The sequence below is a fragment of the Gammaproteobacteria bacterium genome (genome assembly GCA_034522055.1).
Classification (GTDB): Bacteria; Pseudomonadota; Gammaproteobacteria; order JAABTG01; family JAABTG01; genus JAABTG01.
This window is the reverse complement of record JAXHLS010000002.1, coordinates 3,291,136-3,307,031: the sequence shown is the minus strand read 5'-3', so window position 1 is coordinate 3,307,031 and position 15,896 is coordinate 3,291,136. Positions and strand designations below refer to the sequence as shown.

Here is a 15,896-nt window from a genome sequence, read left to right as displayed (position 1 = left end):
CAGTCAGTGCTTGTTCAACGCTCTGCCAGCCGTGCGCTGGTGGTGTCGAGGCGGGCGATGAGAGACTGCTGGAAGGCCTTGGTGAATCGCAGCTGGCTGGCCAGGGGGGCCCATTGGCCGAGGGGTTTGTGGATGGCCAGCACCGCCACTTCTGAGACGGCCGTCACGGTGGCGCTGCGCGGCCGGCCCGACAGATAGGTCATCTCGCCGAAGCACTCACCGGCCTCCAGGGTGGCGATGGTCGTGCCCTTGCGCGCCACCGTCACCCGGCCCTCCACCAGGAAATAGAGCACCCGCTCCCGCCCTCCCTCGAGGATGATCTCGGCGCCCGGCTCGTGAAACTCCCAGCGCCCAGCGCCTATCGCCTCCCGCAGGTCGCCGTCGGGAAAATCCTCGAAAAAGCCGAGGGCCTTCAACAGCACCAGCTTCTCGTCGTCATCGGGCTCGATGCGCCCGCTGGTGGACCGGCCCGCGGCCACGGCCCGCAGCTCCGCCTCCATCTCCGCGCCACTCTGGTAGCGCTCGGCGGGGTCCTTGGCCAGGGCCTTGTAGACGATGCGGCACACCGCCTCGGGCACATCGGGGCGGATGGCCTCCAGAGGCTCCGGATCCTCGTTGAGGATCTTCTTCAGCAGGGCCGGCAGGGTGGTGGCCTGAAAGGGCGGGCGCCCCGCCAGCAGCTCGTACATCACCACCCCTAGGGAGTAGATATCCGAAGTGCGGGTGGCCTTGTTGTCCTGGGCCGATTCCGGCGACATGTAGCGCGGCGAGCCCACCACCCCCAGCACCATGGTGGCATCGGCATGGTCCCGCTGGGCGATGCCGAAATCGACGATCTTCACTACCCCCTGCTGGGTAAGCATGATGTTGGCCGGCTTGATATCACGGTGGATCACTCCCCGGCCGTGGGCATAGTCCAGGGCACTGGCGCACTGGATCATCAACATCACCACCCAGTCCACGTCCTGACCTTCGCCGCTGGCGGTGTACTGGCGCAGGTTCTGAACCCCCTCCACGAACTCCGTGACCATGAAGGGCTGGCCGTCATGCTCGCCGGCATCGTAGATGCGCAGGATATTGGGGTGGTCCAGGTGGCCGGCCGAGCGCGCCTCGTTGAAGAACAGACGCTTGGCCCGCAGGGTGGCGGGGTCGTCGGGGGAACGGGGCGAGGCGAGTACCTTGATGGCCACCTTGCGGTCGACGAAGGGATCGTGGCCCGCATACACCACGCCCATGTTGCCACGGCCGGCCTCGCCGTGGATGTCGTACCTGCCCAGGGTCTTGGGGATGTCACTCATGGCTCATAGCATAACGGCCACCGGGCATAACAACCACGGGCGATGGCGGCTAACCCGTTGCGTGGTGAACATCGGGCTGTTCCCGCTGGCCCCGCGGCGGCGGACGGGATCACGACCCGGGTCAGCCATCGAGCCCCTGCGCCATGAGTTCTTCCAGGTAGCGGGGTCGGGCCACGTAGTAGCCCTGGGCGAAGTCCACACCCATGTCCCGCAGCCGCACCATGGCGGCCTCGCTCTCCACGTGCTCGGCCACCGTGCGCTTGCCCATCATATGGGCGATCTCGTTGATGGAGTTGACCACCGCATGGTCGCTGGGGCTGCGGGCCATGCCGGCCACGAAGCTACCGCCGATCTTGATGTAGTCCACGGGCAGATCCTTGAGGTAGGCGTAGGAGCTGTCACCATGGCCGAAGTTGTGCAGTGCGATACGGCATCCCAGATCCGTCACCGTGCGGATGAACTGCTCGGCATTGGAGTGGTGCGCCAGGGCGTCGGACTGGGAAACCTCGAAGCATAACCGCCCCGGCGGCGCGCTGGATTCGAGAAGCAGCTCGAGGACGTAATCCCCCAGGGTCTCGTCCACCAGGGATGCCCCCGACAGGTTGATGGTGAAACCATCGATGCGGTCGAGCCCCGGCGGGTTACCCGACAACCAGTGGATCACGTTGCGGATGACCCAGCGATCCACGGCCAGGAGCTGATTGTAATACTCTGCGGCCTCCAGGAACTCGCGGGGCGATATGGCCTCCCCATCCTCGTCCCGCAGTCCCAGCAGCAGTTCGTAGAAAGGCCGCGCACCGCCTTCGGCCTCGAGGGGTGCCACCTTCTGGGCCCGCAACAACAGGCGGTCCTCCTTGAGGGTGGCATTCAGGCGACCCGCCCAATCCGCCATGAGACGCTTGCGCTGGGCCCGCTTCTCCCCGTCCGACGCGACGCCCAGCATGCCCCCCTGGCTACGGGCGCGATGGCAGGCCCGGGTGGCCTCCTCGAGGGCGGACTCCACGCTCTCGGTATCGGGCCCCAGTTCCGCCACGCCGATGACGAAGCTGACGGGGATGTTCTCCCCTTCCCATTCCAGGGCATCATCCTCCCCGGGTTGGAGCAGCGGCTCCAGGCGCTCCCCGGCGGCAGCCGGGGTGGCGTCTTCCAGCAGCATGCCGAAGCGCCCCTGCCCCAGATCCGCGAAGCCGAGGCCGCCCTGGCCGCCCTGGCCGGCCTCTTCAAGGACCGCGCTGGCCACCCTCAGCAGCTCGCTCGCGGCATCGCTGCCGAGACGCCTGAAGACGTCCTTGTAGCCGTCCAGAGACAGATAGCCCACCACGTTGTCCGTCTTTTCCTGCACCGCGCGGTGCAGGGCGTCCGCCAGCAGGCGGCGGAACTCCCGCTGGTTGGGCAGGCCGGTGAGGGGCTCGTGGGTGGCTTCGCGCTGGAGCCGCTCCTGCGCCCCCCGCAGCATGTCCAGCATGGCCCGTTCCACCGGCGACAGGGAGTGGGGCGGCAGCACCTCGACGGTGCCGCGCCGCAACCCCATGGCCAGTTCGTGGGCGCTCAGAGCATCGCTCTTGCGGCCCCGGCCATCGACGAACACGAACTCGTCACGGCTGTCATCCACCCACACCAGCTGGCCGCGCCGCGCCGCCGGGGTGCCACGATCGAAGATCAGGGCGTCGCCCTCCTTGAGGCGGTCCACCCGCTGCGTCCACTGGCGCCAAGCCTGCTGTTCCTGGGGCGTACCCACCATGCGCCGGGCCGGCGGATCCTCCTGGCCCTCCTTGCGCCGCGAACGCATGAATTCCGCACGTTGCCGGCATTCCTTAACCACGTCGGCGATGCCGCTGCTGTAGACCTGCGCCTGCTCCTGGCGCAGGGCCTCCACCTCTGGCAGGGCCTCCTCGAAAGCCCGGGCCGGGTCCTGACGCTCGTCGAGGATGCGTTCCACCAGGGCATCGAGGTGGTCTCCCACGACGCCTCCCGTGACCTCCATGTCCATCTCCAGGCCGGCCAGCTTGTCCAACACTTGGCGCGCGGTGTGGTTCTGGTCGGTGATGAAATTCTCGTCCTCGAGACCCACCCGATGGATGGGTACCCGTAGCCGGCGGATGCGCTCCTTGACCGCTTCGGCCACCTCGTCGTCCGACAGCAGCGCCGTGAGCAGGTTGGTGATGAGGCGGATGTTGTTGCGTTCCCGCTGTGCCAGCCGCTTCCGGCCGTGTTCCGGGTGGCGGGACATGAGCTGGCGAAAGAGCTGATCCTCCATCTCGTCGAAGGACAGGCCCCCTGCCTCTGCCGCTGGAAGGCGCTCCTGGAGGTCCGCCAGACCGTCCGCCACCTCGCGGCTGGAGTAGCTCGAGGCCCCTGCGCCCTGGGTGACCATGGAATGGGGCAGGGTCAGTTCCTGGGTGTGTTCGATCAGACCCTGCTCCATGTCCAGCAGACGCTGTGCGGTATGGTAGGCGGCATCGATGACCCGCGAGCGTTCGGCCAGTTCCGCGGCGGATACCGTCAATGCGGACGCCGCGCCCTCCCCGGCCGGCGCTGCCGCAGAATGGGCTGGGGCGGCGACCGCAGACACGGCGGGCGCCGGCCGGGCCGGTGCGTCATCCGCACCAGATGGGAGGGCCACCGGTTGCACCGGCCACGAGGCCCCCGCTTCTTTGGTATGGGGCTCCGGTGCCTGCTCGCCGGCATGCTCGCGTGGTGCCGCCGCGGTGGGAGATTCTCGTGGGACATGGCCGGGGGACGGCCCCTTGGGCGTCGTACGCACGACCCGTAGGCGCTGGTCTTCGGCCGGTTCCACGCCGCGTTCGGCGAGGAGCTGGTTCACCGTGTCGTAGAGCTCCCCGAGTCCCTTGACTACATGGGTCTCGAAGGACCGATAGATCACCAGCAGGGCCGTGCGGTGGGCGCGCAGGTCCTTGATGGCGTCCCGAAAGACTTCACAGACGGCCTCGGGACTCAACGGGTTGGTGCGTTGCTCGATGGACGTGCCGGCCAGACGGCTGAAACGGCGGTTCAATTCCTGTAGGCGATCCGTGTAGCGATCGTTGGCACGCACCGCGATCTCGCTGAGGGCGAGGAAGTCCTCGAAGATGTCCTCATCGACCAGGGACAGACTGCCGGACCACGTGGCCTCGAGGATGTCGCTGGGTTGGAGGGCGAAGCGCCCCAGTTCCATCACGTGATCGGGCAGTTGGTCGCGCAGCGCCGCTTCGATGCCGGCACGCATAGGCTTGATGGCCGTGGCGGCATCGAAGTAGCGGGACTGCTCCACGTTGCTGGCGGCGGCAGCCGCCGCATCCACCAGATCGTTGCCGATATGGGCGTTGAAATGGCGAATCAGGGGGGACAAGGCATCGCGGGCGAGATGGCGACACGCCTCGAGGATCTCATTCACCTCCGGAGCACGATCCAGGGACACCCCGGAGACCCTCCGGTGACTGTCGATGGCCATCTTCTGCAGCGCCGAGAGGGCCGCCCGATCGGGGTTGCGGAAGGCGAGCCCCACGCCGTTGGACAGGCGACGCACCACCCTGGCGGTGATGGCGAAATCCTCATCCCTGACGCTGACATTGACCGTCACCCCCTCCCCCTCGGCCAGCACATCCCCGCCATCGGGACGCGCCATATCGATAACCATGAACACGCCACCGGCGCAGAAGTCATGGATGACACCCGCGACCGTGCGCCCCTGCCGATCCATCAGCAGGGCGTCGAGGCGCATGGGGACGCGCGGGAAGGCGCGTTTATCCACCGCTGCCGTCGGGGTTGCAGAAATGGGGCACGGGACTCCTCGGGAGATTGTCTCTCCAACCCTTTAAAATCAGGTTAAGTTTAGACCCTATCGCCTTGAATTAACAGGAACTAACGGGAATTCGTTTTTCCTGCCGGCATCGGCCACTCCCATGCCTCGTGGCATCGCCTCGAGGCGTGTGGATTAGCCGCCGGAGAAAGGTGCGTTTCAGGCGCCGCCCGAGGATGACGGCCGGGAGACGGGTGCATCCTGCGACGAACCTGAATCCCGCGAGCCCCCGGCGCAATGGCGCCGCAGACAGTTGATGACGTAGACGAGCAGCAGCGTAACCACCCCCAGGAACACGGCCGTGGTCCAGCCGAAGTTCACATGGGCGGCCACGCCCGCGGAAGCCAGGGTCAGCCAGGTGAGGAAGGCGCTGAAGCCGGCCACGAACACGACGATGGTAAAAGGCCAGATGCGGCGACCGAATCTTACGCAGATAGACATACAGAAATACCCTTCCGTACTTGGTTGTAACTTACAATATAAGTATATTCTTATGTTCCAAATTTTGCCACTGGGAATTCACGTTGACGCCATGGCCGTCGATGCGAAAACCCCGTCGTAATCGGCCATCCATGCGCCGCGCCGACTCTGTCCGCTCTCCGACCCGCATCCCTGTCCTCGCCGCCATTCCAGAGCGCAACAGCCCTCGCGACCACGCGCACGCGTTGCCATGCCGGTGTTTTCTTTTCGTTCTCCACCTGATAAGGTAGCGACATAGGGGAAACGAACGGAAAACGTAAAGTCTTTTACCCTTCGTTTACAGTGAGTTGCAACCTGTTCCTGAAATCCCCACCCGGAGGTGGCATCGTCATGGCTTCGAGTAATCAGTACATCATGCGTGACCAGGTGAGAAACCGCGTCGCATCCATCATGGAATACCCACGTCGGGATCCCAACCCACGACAGGCCTGGACGACACCGCCCGCCGCAGTCCTGTCGTTCATCGCCGTGGTGCTGTATCTCACCGCCTTGTCCACAGCCAACTGAATCGGCATAAAAAACCCCGGCCGATTTCGAGGCCAGGGTTTTCTTGAACACACCCAGGGTGCCCAGGTCAACGAGGGCACGGGTATCGCGGGCTGGTATCAGGGGGTGCGTAGCAACGCCGCCGCATCGCCGGGCGGGCGGCTCGCCTGGGCGATCAGGGCCTCACCGCTAGCGGACTGGATTTGCTCCCGCACCGTGGCGGCCACCCGGGTGGCTTCCTCCGCACCGTCGAGGGGGTTTTGGGGGGTACGCCCGCCATCACCTCCCGCCTCACGGGCGAAGACCTCCCGTGCCTGCTCCACATTCACCATGTTGCCGTCGGGTAATTCCTCCACCTCCGGCACCTGGGTCACGGCGCGATCCGGTGCGGCGTTGGGCGCCACGGGGGCCTGAGAGGACACGGTGCGGGCCTCTACCCGTTCGCGGTTGGTCGATTGGGTCGTATTGCCTGGGGGTTGAATCACGCTATTCACTTGCATCGGCTAGGATCTCTGTAGAGTATAGCGGTTGATGGCATGGGTTACCGGCTGCGGCTTGCAGGTCACTTCTCCGGCACATTCATCCCCATAGACCTCCATGATCTCCGACAGTTCGAGCAGAACCATGTTGCGCTCATAACCGCCGAGCCCGCGGGTCTCCGGCAGGTTCTCGCCGGCAGACAACCGGGAGACCTTGTCCCTCACCACACGACAGCCCTGGGTACAGATCTCCTCTACCACATGATCTATATCGTCCGACACCATAGCATCTTTACCCCATGTCATCTCCCGCAGCCTGAATGAACCAGGGCCCCTGCGGCTTCTCCATCAGAGTCTGACAATATTGTAACCTGGGACGCTATCCAACTTTATGGACCTCGATCAATAAACCCAACGTTTCCGGGACCGGTACCTCATAGCACCGTGAAACGCGGCGTCAACGCGGGCAGGTCCACCTCACGACACTTCAGCTCCACCTGGTCATCCAGAACCAGCCCCCGGCGCGAGGGGATGCGGGTCTCGAGGGCCAGTTCGGAGATGATTACCACCTGGGAGCGGCCTCGCTCCTCCACCACCGTGGCCTGCCAAACCCGGTCCGGCTGCGCGGCGAGATGCACGAGCTTCCAGTGCAGGTTGGACTCCCGCTCGGCGCGCCGGATGCGGCCGGTCAGGTAGTCCGCCTCCCCCACCCGCGCCATGATCTCGTCACGGTCGAGCACCGCCTTCCCTGCCAGCCATGCCCTGAGCTGCTGGTGAAGCACCAGGTCCAAATAGCGCCTGAGGGGGCTCGTGGCCTGGGAATACATGGGTAGGCCGAGGCCGCCGTGGGGCTCCGGCGCCGCCCGCTTCTGGCTGGCCTGCATCTGGCGGCGGCGCGCCACCATGGAGGCCAGCCCGTCACCCTTCACGCCCCCCTGGGGCGCCGGCTGCACGGTATAAGGGAAGGGGATGACGTGCTCCGTCGCGAAGCGCGCCGTGGCCTCACCCGTCATGAGCATGGCCTCTGTCACCATGTCGCGACTGCGGGTACGCGCCATGGGGATGACCTCCACCCGGCTATCGCGCACCTTTACCTTGGCCTCGGGAAGTTCGATGAGCTGGGCCCCCTGGGCCACGCGCCGCTGCCGGTAGAGGGCGGCGAACTCCGCCAGGGTGCGCAGGGGCTCTTCATGCAGACGCCGATCCGCCTCCTGATAGCTGAGACGGCTGACCCTGACCAGGCTGGGATGCATCTCCACCTCGTGGATGGCCCCGTCATCCCCGACCCGCAGGGCGAAGGACAGGGCCGGCGATACGGGCTGGAGCCCGAGGCCGAGGCGGCTGGTGATGCCGCCGGGCAGCATGGTAAGGGTGGATTCGGGCAGATACAGATTGGCCCCGCGTTCCCGCGCCGCCGCGTCCAGGGTGTCGCCGGGCACCACCAGCGCGCCCACATCCGCGACGTGGACCCACAGCCGCTCGCCGTCCCAACTCAGGGCATCGTCCGGGTCCTGATTGCCTTCGTCGTCGATGGCATAGGCGGGCAGATGGGTGAGGTCCAGACGATCCTCTTCGGGCAACGGGGGTACCTCGCCCTCCGCGGAACGCAGCGCCGGTGCCCAGCGGTAGGGATACGGATTGCGGTGGGGTGTCCAGTGACCCACCTTGAGCAGCAGGCGATGGGCCTGTTCCGGCGTCTCCTCGCGTCCCAGGGCCTTGAGTACCCGCGAGCGCTCACTGCGGCCATCGGCGACGGCCTCCACCTCGGCGAGATGGTCGGCATCCGCGGGCGTGCTCTCGCCCCGCTTCATGCGCTCCAGAAAGGCACTCCACGCGGCCTCCCGTCCCGCCACCTCCTCCTGGCGCTGACGCTCGGCCTCCACGGCCTCTCGCGAGTGCACGGAAATGCCCGTGGGGGTCCCGCTGAATAGCACCCCCTCGGCCACCAACCGCCAGGTGCTCCAGGCACTGGCCGGCGTGAACGCGCCGAAGGCCAGCTCCGCCAGCTCGGCCAGGTTGGTGTCCCCGCCTTCCAGCAGTTCCCATGCCGCATCCACCTCGCCGTCCTCGACGTCGAGGCCGGCCAGGGACTGCACCGGCCCGGGATGGAGCAAGGTCACGTCCTTGGGACGCACGCGCTGGGTCCGCCCCTGCCCCAGGTCGAGTTCCAGTTTGTCGGTCACCGCGGTGACCCGGGCGGGCCGGCCCCGATAAAGCACGAGGCTGTGGACCACGGGATCCGAAACGGCGTTCATCGACCGCTCCCCCTGACCGCGGCCCGGAGCCACCGCGGCCGTGCATCATGCCAGACATGGACACGCTGGAACGAGGGTGCGATGACGGCGACGGGGTACACGGATGGGTGGACCTTACTGGACGGCATCGACGACCCTGAAGCGCCCGTCCAGGATGGTGGCTCCGTCGGGGAAATCCATGTGCACCAGATCGATGCGACGCCCCAGGATGATCACTCGGGCCTGGAGCCGGCTCACGCCGTCCACCGTGAATTCGAAACCGAAGATGCGCAGCAGGCTGAGCCGGCCGGCCTCGTTGCGACGCAGCCTCATGCCGCTCAGGGCCACGGTCTGGTCGAGGAGCTGCACCCCCATCTCGCGGCAGGCCCGCTCGCTGGCCATAAGAGCAACCTCCCGGCAGCGCAGGCTGTCGGACCAGAACCACAACACCAGGCCCACGATGGCGAGGGCCACGAGGATATCCATCAGCTGGCTCCGGCGGCGGAAGCCGCCCGCGCACGGCGCTGCAGCCACACCTCGAGACCCTGGGCATTGAGTTGGATATCGACCCCCAGAAGGGCCTCCTCGTCGGTGGCATCGAGTCTGATCCCATGGTCCCGGGCGCGCTCCCGGAGGAGGTGGCGGACGGCAGTCGTGAGACGCTGCGGCCGGTCCTCGCCGTCGCGGCCCTCTTCCTCGAGGGCGAGGGCCTCGTGATCGGCTATGCTGCGCCGCAACTCGGCCGCGTGACGCCCCACGTCATGGATGGGACCGAAATGGGTGACATACATGACCGCGGGGCGGTATGACATGAGGCGATCCAGGCTGCGGCGCCAACCCTCGGGATCGAAGGCCACGGGCGTGGTGGGGGCGAACACCAGCCGCGCGTCCCCGGCGGCCACGTCGGGATAGGCCACACCGAAGGTATCGCCGGTGAAGAAGCCCCGGGTCTCGTCGTCGAACAGGCAGCCGTGGTGATTGGCGTGACCCGGCGTATCCAGGAATTCCAACCGCCGCCGCCCGAGGGGAAAAGTGGCCCCATCATCCGCCGCCACCACCCGATCTTCGGGCACCGGGACGATAGCGCCGAAATGGGCCTCGAACTCGCGCTCCCCGTAGACGGCCAGGGCCCCCGCCCGCAGCTTCTGCGGATCGATCATGTGCGGCGCCCCCTTGGGATGGACGACGAGCCGGGCCTCCGGCAGCTCGGCCATGAGGGCCCCGGCGCCGCCGCCGTGGTCGAGGTGGACATGGGTGGGAATGACGTACCTGACCTGGCGGCGCGCCACGCCGAGTTCATCCAGGAGGGCAAGCAGCCGCGGCACCGTATGCGAAGTGCCCGTGTCGATGAAAGCCGCCTCGTCTCCGGACTGGATGAGATAACAGGCGGCGTGGCGGCTGCGATAGAGACCGGTATCGATGCAGCGGATGCCGTTGCCGATATCCCGGTAGGTCGTATGATCGATACTCATGGCGGGCCCATGATCCCCCATGCCCGTGCCACCTGCAAACCCGGTTCCCCAGGGCTCAGGAGCGCCGACATGCGTCTCCCACGCCAGCGCGCCGCCGCAACAACGGAGCATGCCGCAATTCCCGGAGGCCGGTCACAAAAAAGCAACCGCGTCGATCCCGGGAACTCCACAGTCATCGGCAATGTGACCCATCAGACACAAGCCCCCTCAGTGATGGCGGCGGCGGGCCGACACAGGCGATGAACCCAACGGGCTAGACCACGTTAAGAGGAATCCAATGGAGCGTAGAGAATATACCCGCATCGCCTGCCACGTGGACGCCGTCCTCCACCTGCCCGGGGACAGCCGCCAGCACGGCTTGGTGCGGGACATCAGTTTCGGCGGCGCCTACCTCGAGTGCGATAGCAAGGAGACCTGCCAACCCGGTGACGGCCCCAGCAGCACCTGCACCCTGGAGCTGCGCGTCACGGACACCCCCCGACCGACCCCTGTGCGGATCCGCTGTCAGGTGGTGGAGGTGGCACAACATCGCGTGGGGCTTCGCTTCACCGGCGCCGATGCCGCGGACTACGAGCAACTGCGGCAATTTCTGTTACACGGCGCCGAAGATCCGGCCGCCCTGCTGGAAGAGATGCAGGTTTTTCCCAACCCTGCCTTTTCCGACGAGTTTCACCTGCCGGGCTTCAGCCACTGGCTGAAGCGCATGCTGGAGCGCGTCAAGCACCGGGATGCCAACGTGTGACGGGGATGGCCGGCATGATGCGGGGGAACGAGGTCGACGCCACGACGCCCCGAAGTCGGATCATGGATTCAGGGCACGCAGGGCGGCGATGACCTCCGCGGGCTCCATGCGCTGCCGGTAATCGGTATGGGCGGAGGCCGCCACGATGCGGCGGTCCTCATCGATGACGAAGGTACCCGGAACCGGTAACACGTTGCGCCCGGGCCCGTTGAATTCCTCGAGGTCCAGGCCCAGTCTTTCCCGGTAGACGTGGGTGAGGGCCGGTGGCACCTCGAAGTACAGCGCGTAGTCCTTCATCACCGCACTGTCGAGGTCGCTCAGTATCTGAAAAGGAAACCCGTCCTCCTCCACCTGGCCGAGGGACTTGTCCGGTTGCTGAGGCGTAACCGCCACGAGGCGCGCACCCAGGGCCTCGATGGCGGGCAGGCTGCGGTGCAGGACATTGAGATGGAGGTTGCAATAGGGGCACCACGCCCCCCTGTAGAACACCAGCACCACGGGCCCGTCTTCGAGCATCGCGCTCAAGCGGACCTGCTCGCCGCGGGCGTTGGGAAGGGTGAAATCAGGCGCCACATCCCCCGGCTTGAGACCGGGATCCGGCATGTCACGGGCCAGGTCCTGCGCAGCCTCTTCCATCACCTGCCGGTCGGCGGCACCGAGGGGCGAGGAGCCGCCTCTGCGTGAGGCCTGGAACTCTTCCAGGGCCTCGCCATAGCTCGGCACCGCGGATTCGGCGGCACCCGCCAAGGGCAGGGCCAGACCGAGGGCCAACCCCAGGCCGGCCACCAACACCCGTATTGAGACCATACTCGCGCTCCCCTTCAATTTATCCGCCTATCCATGGACCGTCCGGATGGGCGGAAACTCACGTCACGGGGCGGGCTTTTGCTCGCGGCGTGCCCCTGCACGCTCGTCCTGTCATCCCTGACGGGACGGCCTGACTGAGGGCAACGGCTGGCACGGGGTTCCGAACGGCTATTCAGTTCAGTCCGTAGACTCCGCTCGGGCAGGAGCCTGTCGGGCAGGCGGTGCCCGTTCCACACGGGGCCGGGTTGCCCAAGCGCTCGGCACCGATCACGTGTCCCCCGGTGCTGAGCCGGCTGACTGCGGCCTCCCGAGGGGTGTCGCCCGGGTCGATCCCGGCGCGCTCGCACAGATCGCCCCAGTTTTCCACGCTGTCGGACATGGGGTGTTTCACCTCCACCACGCGAGCGTTGGCGTCGCATCGATAATCATAGGTAGGCATCTCTTTCCCTCTCACTGCGGTTAATGACCATGCGCTTATTATATGGGCCGCTCGGGGGAAAAACAGCCGCCGTCCTCCGGGATCCGCGGGGTCATGCCCCGGGACCCGCCGGCGGCCCCCCCGCCTCCATGAGCCTGACCCGGCGCAGGGCGCGCTCCATGGCCGTGGCGGCGGCGAAGAAACCGAAGGTGGCGGTGACGGTGGACACCGCACCGTAGCCGAAGCTGCAATCCAGGGACACGCCGTGGATCCCTGGCTTGGCGGGGCTCACCGAGCCGTCGCCGCGCGGGTAGACCGGCGCTTCCGTGGAAAAGACGCAGGGCACCCCGAAGGCGCGTTTCGGGTTCCGCGGGAATCCATAGTCCTGGCGCAGCTGCTTTCGCACCCGGGCGACCAGGGCATCGTTGGAGGTACGACTGAGGTCGGCGACCTGGATCCGCGAAGGGTCGCGCTTGCCCCCCGCGCCGCCGGTGACCACCACGGGAATACGGGAGCGACGGCAGGAATGGATGAGGGCCGTCTTGAACTTGATGCTGTCGATGGCATCCACCACGCAGTGGTAGCCGCGATTCACATAGGTCTCCATGGTGGCCATGGTCAAAAAGTCATCTATGGCGTCGACCCGCATGATGGGATTGATGGCCAGCATGCGTTCCCCCATGACCTCCACCTTCTGGCGGCCGACGGTATCGCCGAGGGCGTGAACCTGGCGGTTGATATTCGATTCCGCCACATCGTCGTTGTCTATCAGGGTGACGCGGCCCACCCCCGTGCGGGCGAGGGCCTCGGCGGCCCAGGAGCCGACGCCGCCGATCCCCACCACGCAGATATGCAGCCCCGCGAGGCGTCCGGCATCCGCGCTGCCATAGACCCGTCTGATCCCCGCGAATCGCTCCCCCGTCAAAGGGTCGGCCTCCCGGGAGACGGGCTCAGGAAGGCATCCTGAGAACCACCTTGCCCTGCATGTGCCCCGCCTCCAGGCAGGCGTGGGCCGCCGCCGCCTCCGCCAGCGGAAAGGTATGGCTCACGTGGATATGGAGCCGGCCCTCATCGGCCAGGGCGGCGCAGGCATCGAGGATCTCGCCGTGGTGGGCACGGGCGGCGGGCAGATCCCGCAGCATGGGGGTGAGCATCAGCACCAGGCCGATGCGCAGATTGCGGTTGCGGGCCTCCTTCCACTCGGCCGCGCCCGGGTCGAGAACGGTCACCAGATCGCCGTAGTGGGCCACCGCCTCCACCGTGCGCTGAAAGACCTCTCCGCCCTGTGTGTCGAGAGCGATGTCCACCCCCCGGCCGTCGGTGAGGCGATTCACCTCCGAGACAAAATCCTGCTCCTGGTAATAGATCACCTCATCGGCCCCCAGGCCACACACGAACTCGGCGCGGTCGCGCCCGCCCACCGTGGTGATCACCCGCGCGCCGGCGTGTTTCGCCAACTGGATGGCCACGTGGCCCACACCCCCGGCACCGCCATGGATCAGCACCACCTTGCCGGGCTCCGCCAGAGCCCGATCGAACAGGGCCTCCCAGGCGGTGATCAGTACCAGGGGGGCGGCGGCGGCATGGACGAAACCGAAGGCCCGCGGTTTCGGGCGCACCACATGGCCCGGGACGAGGGCATATTCGGCGTAGTTGCCCGCCGCGCCGCCGAGGCCGCCATGGCAGAACCACACCGCGTCGCCCACCGCCAGATGATTCACGGCGGGGCCCAGCGCCGCCACCACACCGGCACCGTCGCAACCGAGCACCGCCGGCAGAGAGCCGGTCAACAGGCCGCGACCGCGGATCTTGGTATCCACCGGGTTGACCCCGGCGGCCCGCAGCCGCACCAGTACCTGATCATCGTCTGTCAACGCGGGAACAGCCACCTCCCGGGGTTGCAATACCTCTACGCCCCCCGCCGCCGTCATGTGTATCGCCTGCATAGACCCTCCTCGTTCCATCAGGAACCCTTGCTATCATCCCCGGGGGAAGGAAACAGGCGCTCCAGCTCCTCCCTGGCGCGCCGTACCTCTTCACTCTCCTCGGCGCCCGCCTGCGGCGGCGGAGCCAGGCCGAACAAGGCCTCGAGTTCCGCCCTGGCGCGGGCCGCCGCGTCGTCGTTGGCCGGCGCATAGGCACCCGCCCGCGGCTCGAAGTAACCGCAGAAGTTGGCCCGATCCTTCGCCTTCACCTCGTCCGCCACGGGCTCGCTGCAGGACTGGGCCGCCGTCTCGTCGTAGAAGGCGCACATCAGGCAAACGTGCAGATCGGCACTGCAGGCCGGGCACTCCGCACGCCGCGACAGGGGAAGGGGCAGCCCGGCGATGGAAGCGCCACAATGCCAGCACACCAGGGCTTCGGTCATGGGACACTTCCCGCCACCGCGGCATCCCCCACGAAGGGGTTGGAACGACGCTCATCGCCGAAGGTGGACACGGGACCATGCCCGGGCAGGAAAGTCACGTCGTCCCCCAGAGGGAACAGCCGCTCGCGAATGGATGACAGCAGCGTGGCGAAGTCACCGCGCGGAAAGTCGGTGCGCCCGATGGAGCCTTTGAAGATGACATCCCCCGAGACGGCGAAACCATCCGCGGCGTCGAAGAACACCACGTGCCCCGGCGTGTGGCCCGGGCAGTGCAATACCTGGAGGGTGGTCTCGCCCACCGCCACGGTATCGCCGTGGACGAGCCAGCGATCGGGCGTGAAGGGGCGACAGGCCGCCAGGCCGAACTGCCGCGCCTGCTCGGCCATGGCCGTCACCAGGAAGAGGTCGTCCCGATGGGGTCCCTCCACCGGTACCCCGAGATACTCGGACAGATCGGCCACGGCGCCGGCATGGTCGGCATGGCCATGGGTAACCAGTATGCGTTCCACCTCCACGCGCTCCCGGTGGATGATCTCGAGTATGCGCTCCAGCTCCCCCCCCGGATCCACCACCGCACCGCGCCCGCTGCCCTCGCACCGGAGTACGCTGCAGTTCTGTTGAAACGCGGTAACGGGGATGACGGTGACCTTCAGCATGCCCCTATAGTGACAGACCTTCATGGCCCCATGCACTAGATCGCCCACCAGAGGGTCCGCAGCCGCGGCACGGGGCCGGCGCCCTTGACCACCCCCACGATTTGACGCACCTTGCCGCGGCAACATTAACCGAACGAGGCAAGACCATGGGCCGTTACCGTCCTCCTGCCGCCCCTGCTTCACCCTACGTCACGCCCGAAGGGTTTTTACGTCTCCAGGAGGAAAACGCCCAACTATGGCGCCGCCGCCGGCTGACCACCCAGGCCCTGGCGGACGCCGCGGCCGAGGGAGACCGCTCCGAGAACGCAGAATACATCTACCGCAAGAAGGAACTCCGGGAGATCGACCGGCGCATCCGCTACCTGCAGAAGCGGCTGCCCGAACTCAGGGTGGTGGACTCCCGCCCCGACGACGAGGAGCGGATCTTCTTCGGCGCCTGGGTCACCCTGGAGGATGCGGGCGGCGGGGAACTGACTTACCGCATCGTGGGCACGGACGAATTCGATCCCCGGCACAATTGGATCAGTGTGGAGTCGCCCATGGCTCGGGCGCTGTTGACCCGCCGGGTGGACGAGGAGCTTACCGTGGAGACGCCGGCGGGGCGTGCCCGTTACCTCATCGTGGACGTGCGTTACGGGTCGACCGATGAATAACGCC

General features: G+C 66.8%; 17 protein-coding genes. 3 read left to right on the top strand and 14 right to left on the bottom strand.

Annotated features, from left to right (window positions below; all coding sequences use genetic code 11):
* Nucleotides 1-14 precede the first annotated feature (14 nt).
* From U5S82_16000 to U5S82_15990, 3 genes are all read right to left on the bottom strand, one after another.
* On the bottom strand, nt 15-1,298 hold the full coding sequence (locus U5S82_16000) for a serine/threonine-protein kinase (protein ID MDZ7753113.1): 1,284 nt from the start codon (nt 1,296-1,298) through the stop codon (nt 15-17).
* Between the two features lie 121 nt (nt 1,299-1,419).
* Entirely contained in the window at nt 1,420-5,049 is a 3,630-nt protein-coding gene (locus U5S82_15995) for a DUF1631 family protein (GenBank protein MDZ7753112.1), read from the bottom strand.
* A gap of 207 nt (nt 5,050-5,256) precedes the next feature.
* Entirely contained in the window at nt 5,257-5,538 is a 282-nt protein-coding gene (locus tag U5S82_15990) for a hypothetical protein (protein MDZ7753111.1), read from the bottom strand.
* Nucleotides 5,539-5,907: 369 nt separating this feature from the next.
* Here U5S82_15990 and U5S82_15985 point away from each other — a divergent pair, with 369 nt between their 5' ends.
* Nucleotides 5,908-6,084 carry a hypothetical protein gene (locus tag U5S82_15985; GenBank protein ID MDZ7753110.1) on the top strand — a complete coding sequence of 59 codons (177 nt, stop codon included), beginning with the start codon at nt 5,908-5,910 and terminating at the stop codon, nt 6,082-6,084.
* A gap of 98 nt (nt 6,085-6,182) precedes the next feature.
* Here the strand turns inward: U5S82_15985 and U5S82_15980 are convergent, their stop codons facing one another.
* From U5S82_15980 to U5S82_15960, 5 genes are all read right to left on the bottom strand, one after another.
* Nucleotides 6,183-6,548: a hypothetical protein gene (locus U5S82_15980; GenBank protein MDZ7753109.1), complete on the bottom strand. Its 366-nt coding sequence runs from the start codon at nt 6,546-6,548 to the stop codon at nt 6,183-6,185.
* Nucleotides 6,549-6,566: 18 nt separating this feature from the next.
* Entirely contained in the window at nt 6,567-6,827 is a 261-nt protein-coding gene (locus U5S82_15975) for a hypothetical protein (protein MDZ7753108.1), read from the bottom strand.
* Nucleotides 6,828-6,976: 149 nt separating this feature from the next.
* A complete protein-coding gene (locus U5S82_15970) occupies nt 6,977-8,797 on the bottom strand; it encodes an RNB domain-containing ribonuclease (protein MDZ7753107.1) in 1,821 nt (606 codons plus the stop codon).
* 114 nt (nt 8,798-8,911) lie between these two features.
* Nucleotides 8,912-9,262 (bottom strand): DUF3301 domain-containing protein, encoded by a 351-nt coding sequence (locus U5S82_15965; protein ID MDZ7753106.1) that lies wholly within the window; start codon nt 9,260-9,262, stop codon nt 8,912-8,914.
* Nucleotides 9,262-10,248 (bottom strand): MBL fold metallo-hydrolase, encoded by a 987-nt coding sequence (locus U5S82_15960; GenBank protein ID MDZ7753105.1) that lies wholly within the window; start codon nt 10,246-10,248, stop codon nt 9,262-9,264. Before U5S82_15960 ends, U5S82_15965 begins: the two co-directional genes overlap by 1 nt.
* Before the next feature lie 277 nt (nt 10,249-10,525).
* Here U5S82_15960 and U5S82_15955 point away from each other — a divergent pair, with 277 nt between their 5' ends.
* Nucleotides 10,526-10,990: a PilZ domain-containing protein gene (locus tag U5S82_15955; GenBank protein ID MDZ7753104.1), complete on the top strand. Its 465-nt coding sequence runs from the start codon at nt 10,526-10,528 to the stop codon at nt 10,988-10,990.
* A gap of 60 nt (nt 10,991-11,050) precedes the next feature.
* Here the strand turns inward: U5S82_15955 and U5S82_15950 are convergent, their stop codons facing one another.
* From U5S82_15950 to U5S82_15925, 6 genes are all read right to left on the bottom strand, one after another.
* On the bottom strand, nt 11,051-11,797 hold the full coding sequence (locus U5S82_15950) for a peroxiredoxin-like family protein (GenBank protein MDZ7753103.1): 747 nt from the start codon (nt 11,795-11,797) through the stop codon (nt 11,051-11,053).
* A 172-nt stretch (nt 11,798-11,969) separates the two neighbouring features.
* A complete protein-coding gene (locus U5S82_15945; protein ID MDZ7753102.1) occupies nt 11,970-12,236 on the bottom strand; it encodes a hypothetical protein in 267 nt (88 codons plus the stop codon).
* A gap of 91 nt (nt 12,237-12,327) precedes the next feature.
* Nucleotides 12,328-13,140 (bottom strand): tRNA cyclic N6-threonylcarbamoyladenosine(37) synthase TcdA, encoded by an 813-nt coding sequence (tcdA, locus tag U5S82_15940; protein ID MDZ7753101.1) that lies wholly within the window; start codon nt 13,138-13,140, stop codon nt 12,328-12,330.
* A gap of 25 nt (nt 13,141-13,165) precedes the next feature.
* The gene (locus U5S82_15935; protein ID MDZ7753100.1) at nt 13,166-14,161 is read right to left on the bottom strand and encodes a zinc-binding dehydrogenase; all 996 of its coding nucleotides are present in this window, start codon (nt 14,159-14,161) and stop codon (nt 13,166-13,168) included.
* 17 nt (nt 14,162-14,178) lie between these two features.
* Entirely contained in the window at nt 14,179-14,583 is a 405-nt protein-coding gene (locus tag U5S82_15930; GenBank protein ID MDZ7753099.1) for a hypothetical protein, read from the bottom strand.
* Nucleotides 14,580-15,236: an MBL fold metallo-hydrolase gene (locus U5S82_15925; GenBank protein ID MDZ7753098.1), complete on the bottom strand. Its 657-nt coding sequence runs from the start codon at nt 15,234-15,236 to the stop codon at nt 14,580-14,582. Before U5S82_15925 ends, U5S82_15930 begins: the two co-directional genes overlap by 4 nt.
* Before the next feature lie 149 nt (nt 15,237-15,385).
* On the opposite strand from U5S82_15925, the gene greB reads away from it, so the two are divergent.
* Complete coding sequence (gene greB, locus U5S82_15920) at nt 15,386-15,892, top strand: transcription elongation factor GreB (GenBank protein MDZ7753097.1); 507 nt, start codon at nt 15,386-15,388, stop codon at nt 15,890-15,892.
* Nucleotides 15,893-15,896: the final 4 nt, after the last annotated feature.

Coding starts and splice junctions, on each gene's coding strand:
- U5S82_16000 (MDZ7753113.1), bottom strand. CDS start 1,298: ATGAGTGACATCCCCAAGACCCTGGGCAGGTACGACATCCACGGCGAG.
- U5S82_15990 (MDZ7753111.1), bottom strand. CDS start 5,538: ATGTCTATCTGCGTAAGATTCGGTCGCCGCATCTGGCCTTTTACCATC.
- U5S82_15985 (MDZ7753110.1), top strand. CDS start 5,908: ATGGCTTCGAGTAATCAGTACATCATGCGTGACCAGGTGAGAAACCGC.
- U5S82_15975 (MDZ7753108.1), bottom strand. CDS start 6,827: ATGGTGTCGGACGATATAGATCATGTGGTAGAGGAGATCTGTACCCAG.
- U5S82_15970 (MDZ7753107.1), bottom strand. CDS start 8,797: ATGAACGCCGTTTCGGATCCCGTGGTCCACAGCCTCGTGCTTTATCGG.
- U5S82_15965 (MDZ7753106.1), bottom strand. CDS start 9,262: ATGGATATCCTCGTGGCCCTCGCCATCGTGGGCCTGGTGTTGTGGTTC.
- U5S82_15960 (MDZ7753105.1), bottom strand. CDS start 10,248: ATGAGTATCGATCATACGACCTACCGGGATATCGGCAACGGCATCCGC.
- U5S82_15955 (MDZ7753104.1), top strand. CDS start 10,526: ATGGAGCGTAGAGAATATACCCGCATCGCCTGCCACGTGGACGCCGTC.
- U5S82_15950 (MDZ7753103.1), bottom strand. CDS start 11,797: ATGGTCTCAATACGGGTGTTGGTGGCCGGCCTGGGGTTGGCCCTCGGT.
- U5S82_15945 (MDZ7753102.1), bottom strand. CDS start 12,236: ATGCCTACCTATGATTATCGATGCGACGCCAACGCTCGCGTGGTGGAG.
- U5S82_15935 (MDZ7753100.1), bottom strand. CDS start 14,161: ATGCAGGCGATACACATGACGGCGGCGGGGGGCGTAGAGGTATTGCAA.
- U5S82_15930 (MDZ7753099.1), bottom strand. CDS start 14,583: ATGACCGAAGCCCTGGTGTGCTGGCATTGTGGCGCTTCCATCGCCGGG.
- greB (MDZ7753097.1), top strand. CDS start 15,386: ATGGGCCGTTACCGTCCTCCTGCCGCCCCTGCTTCACCCTACGTCACG.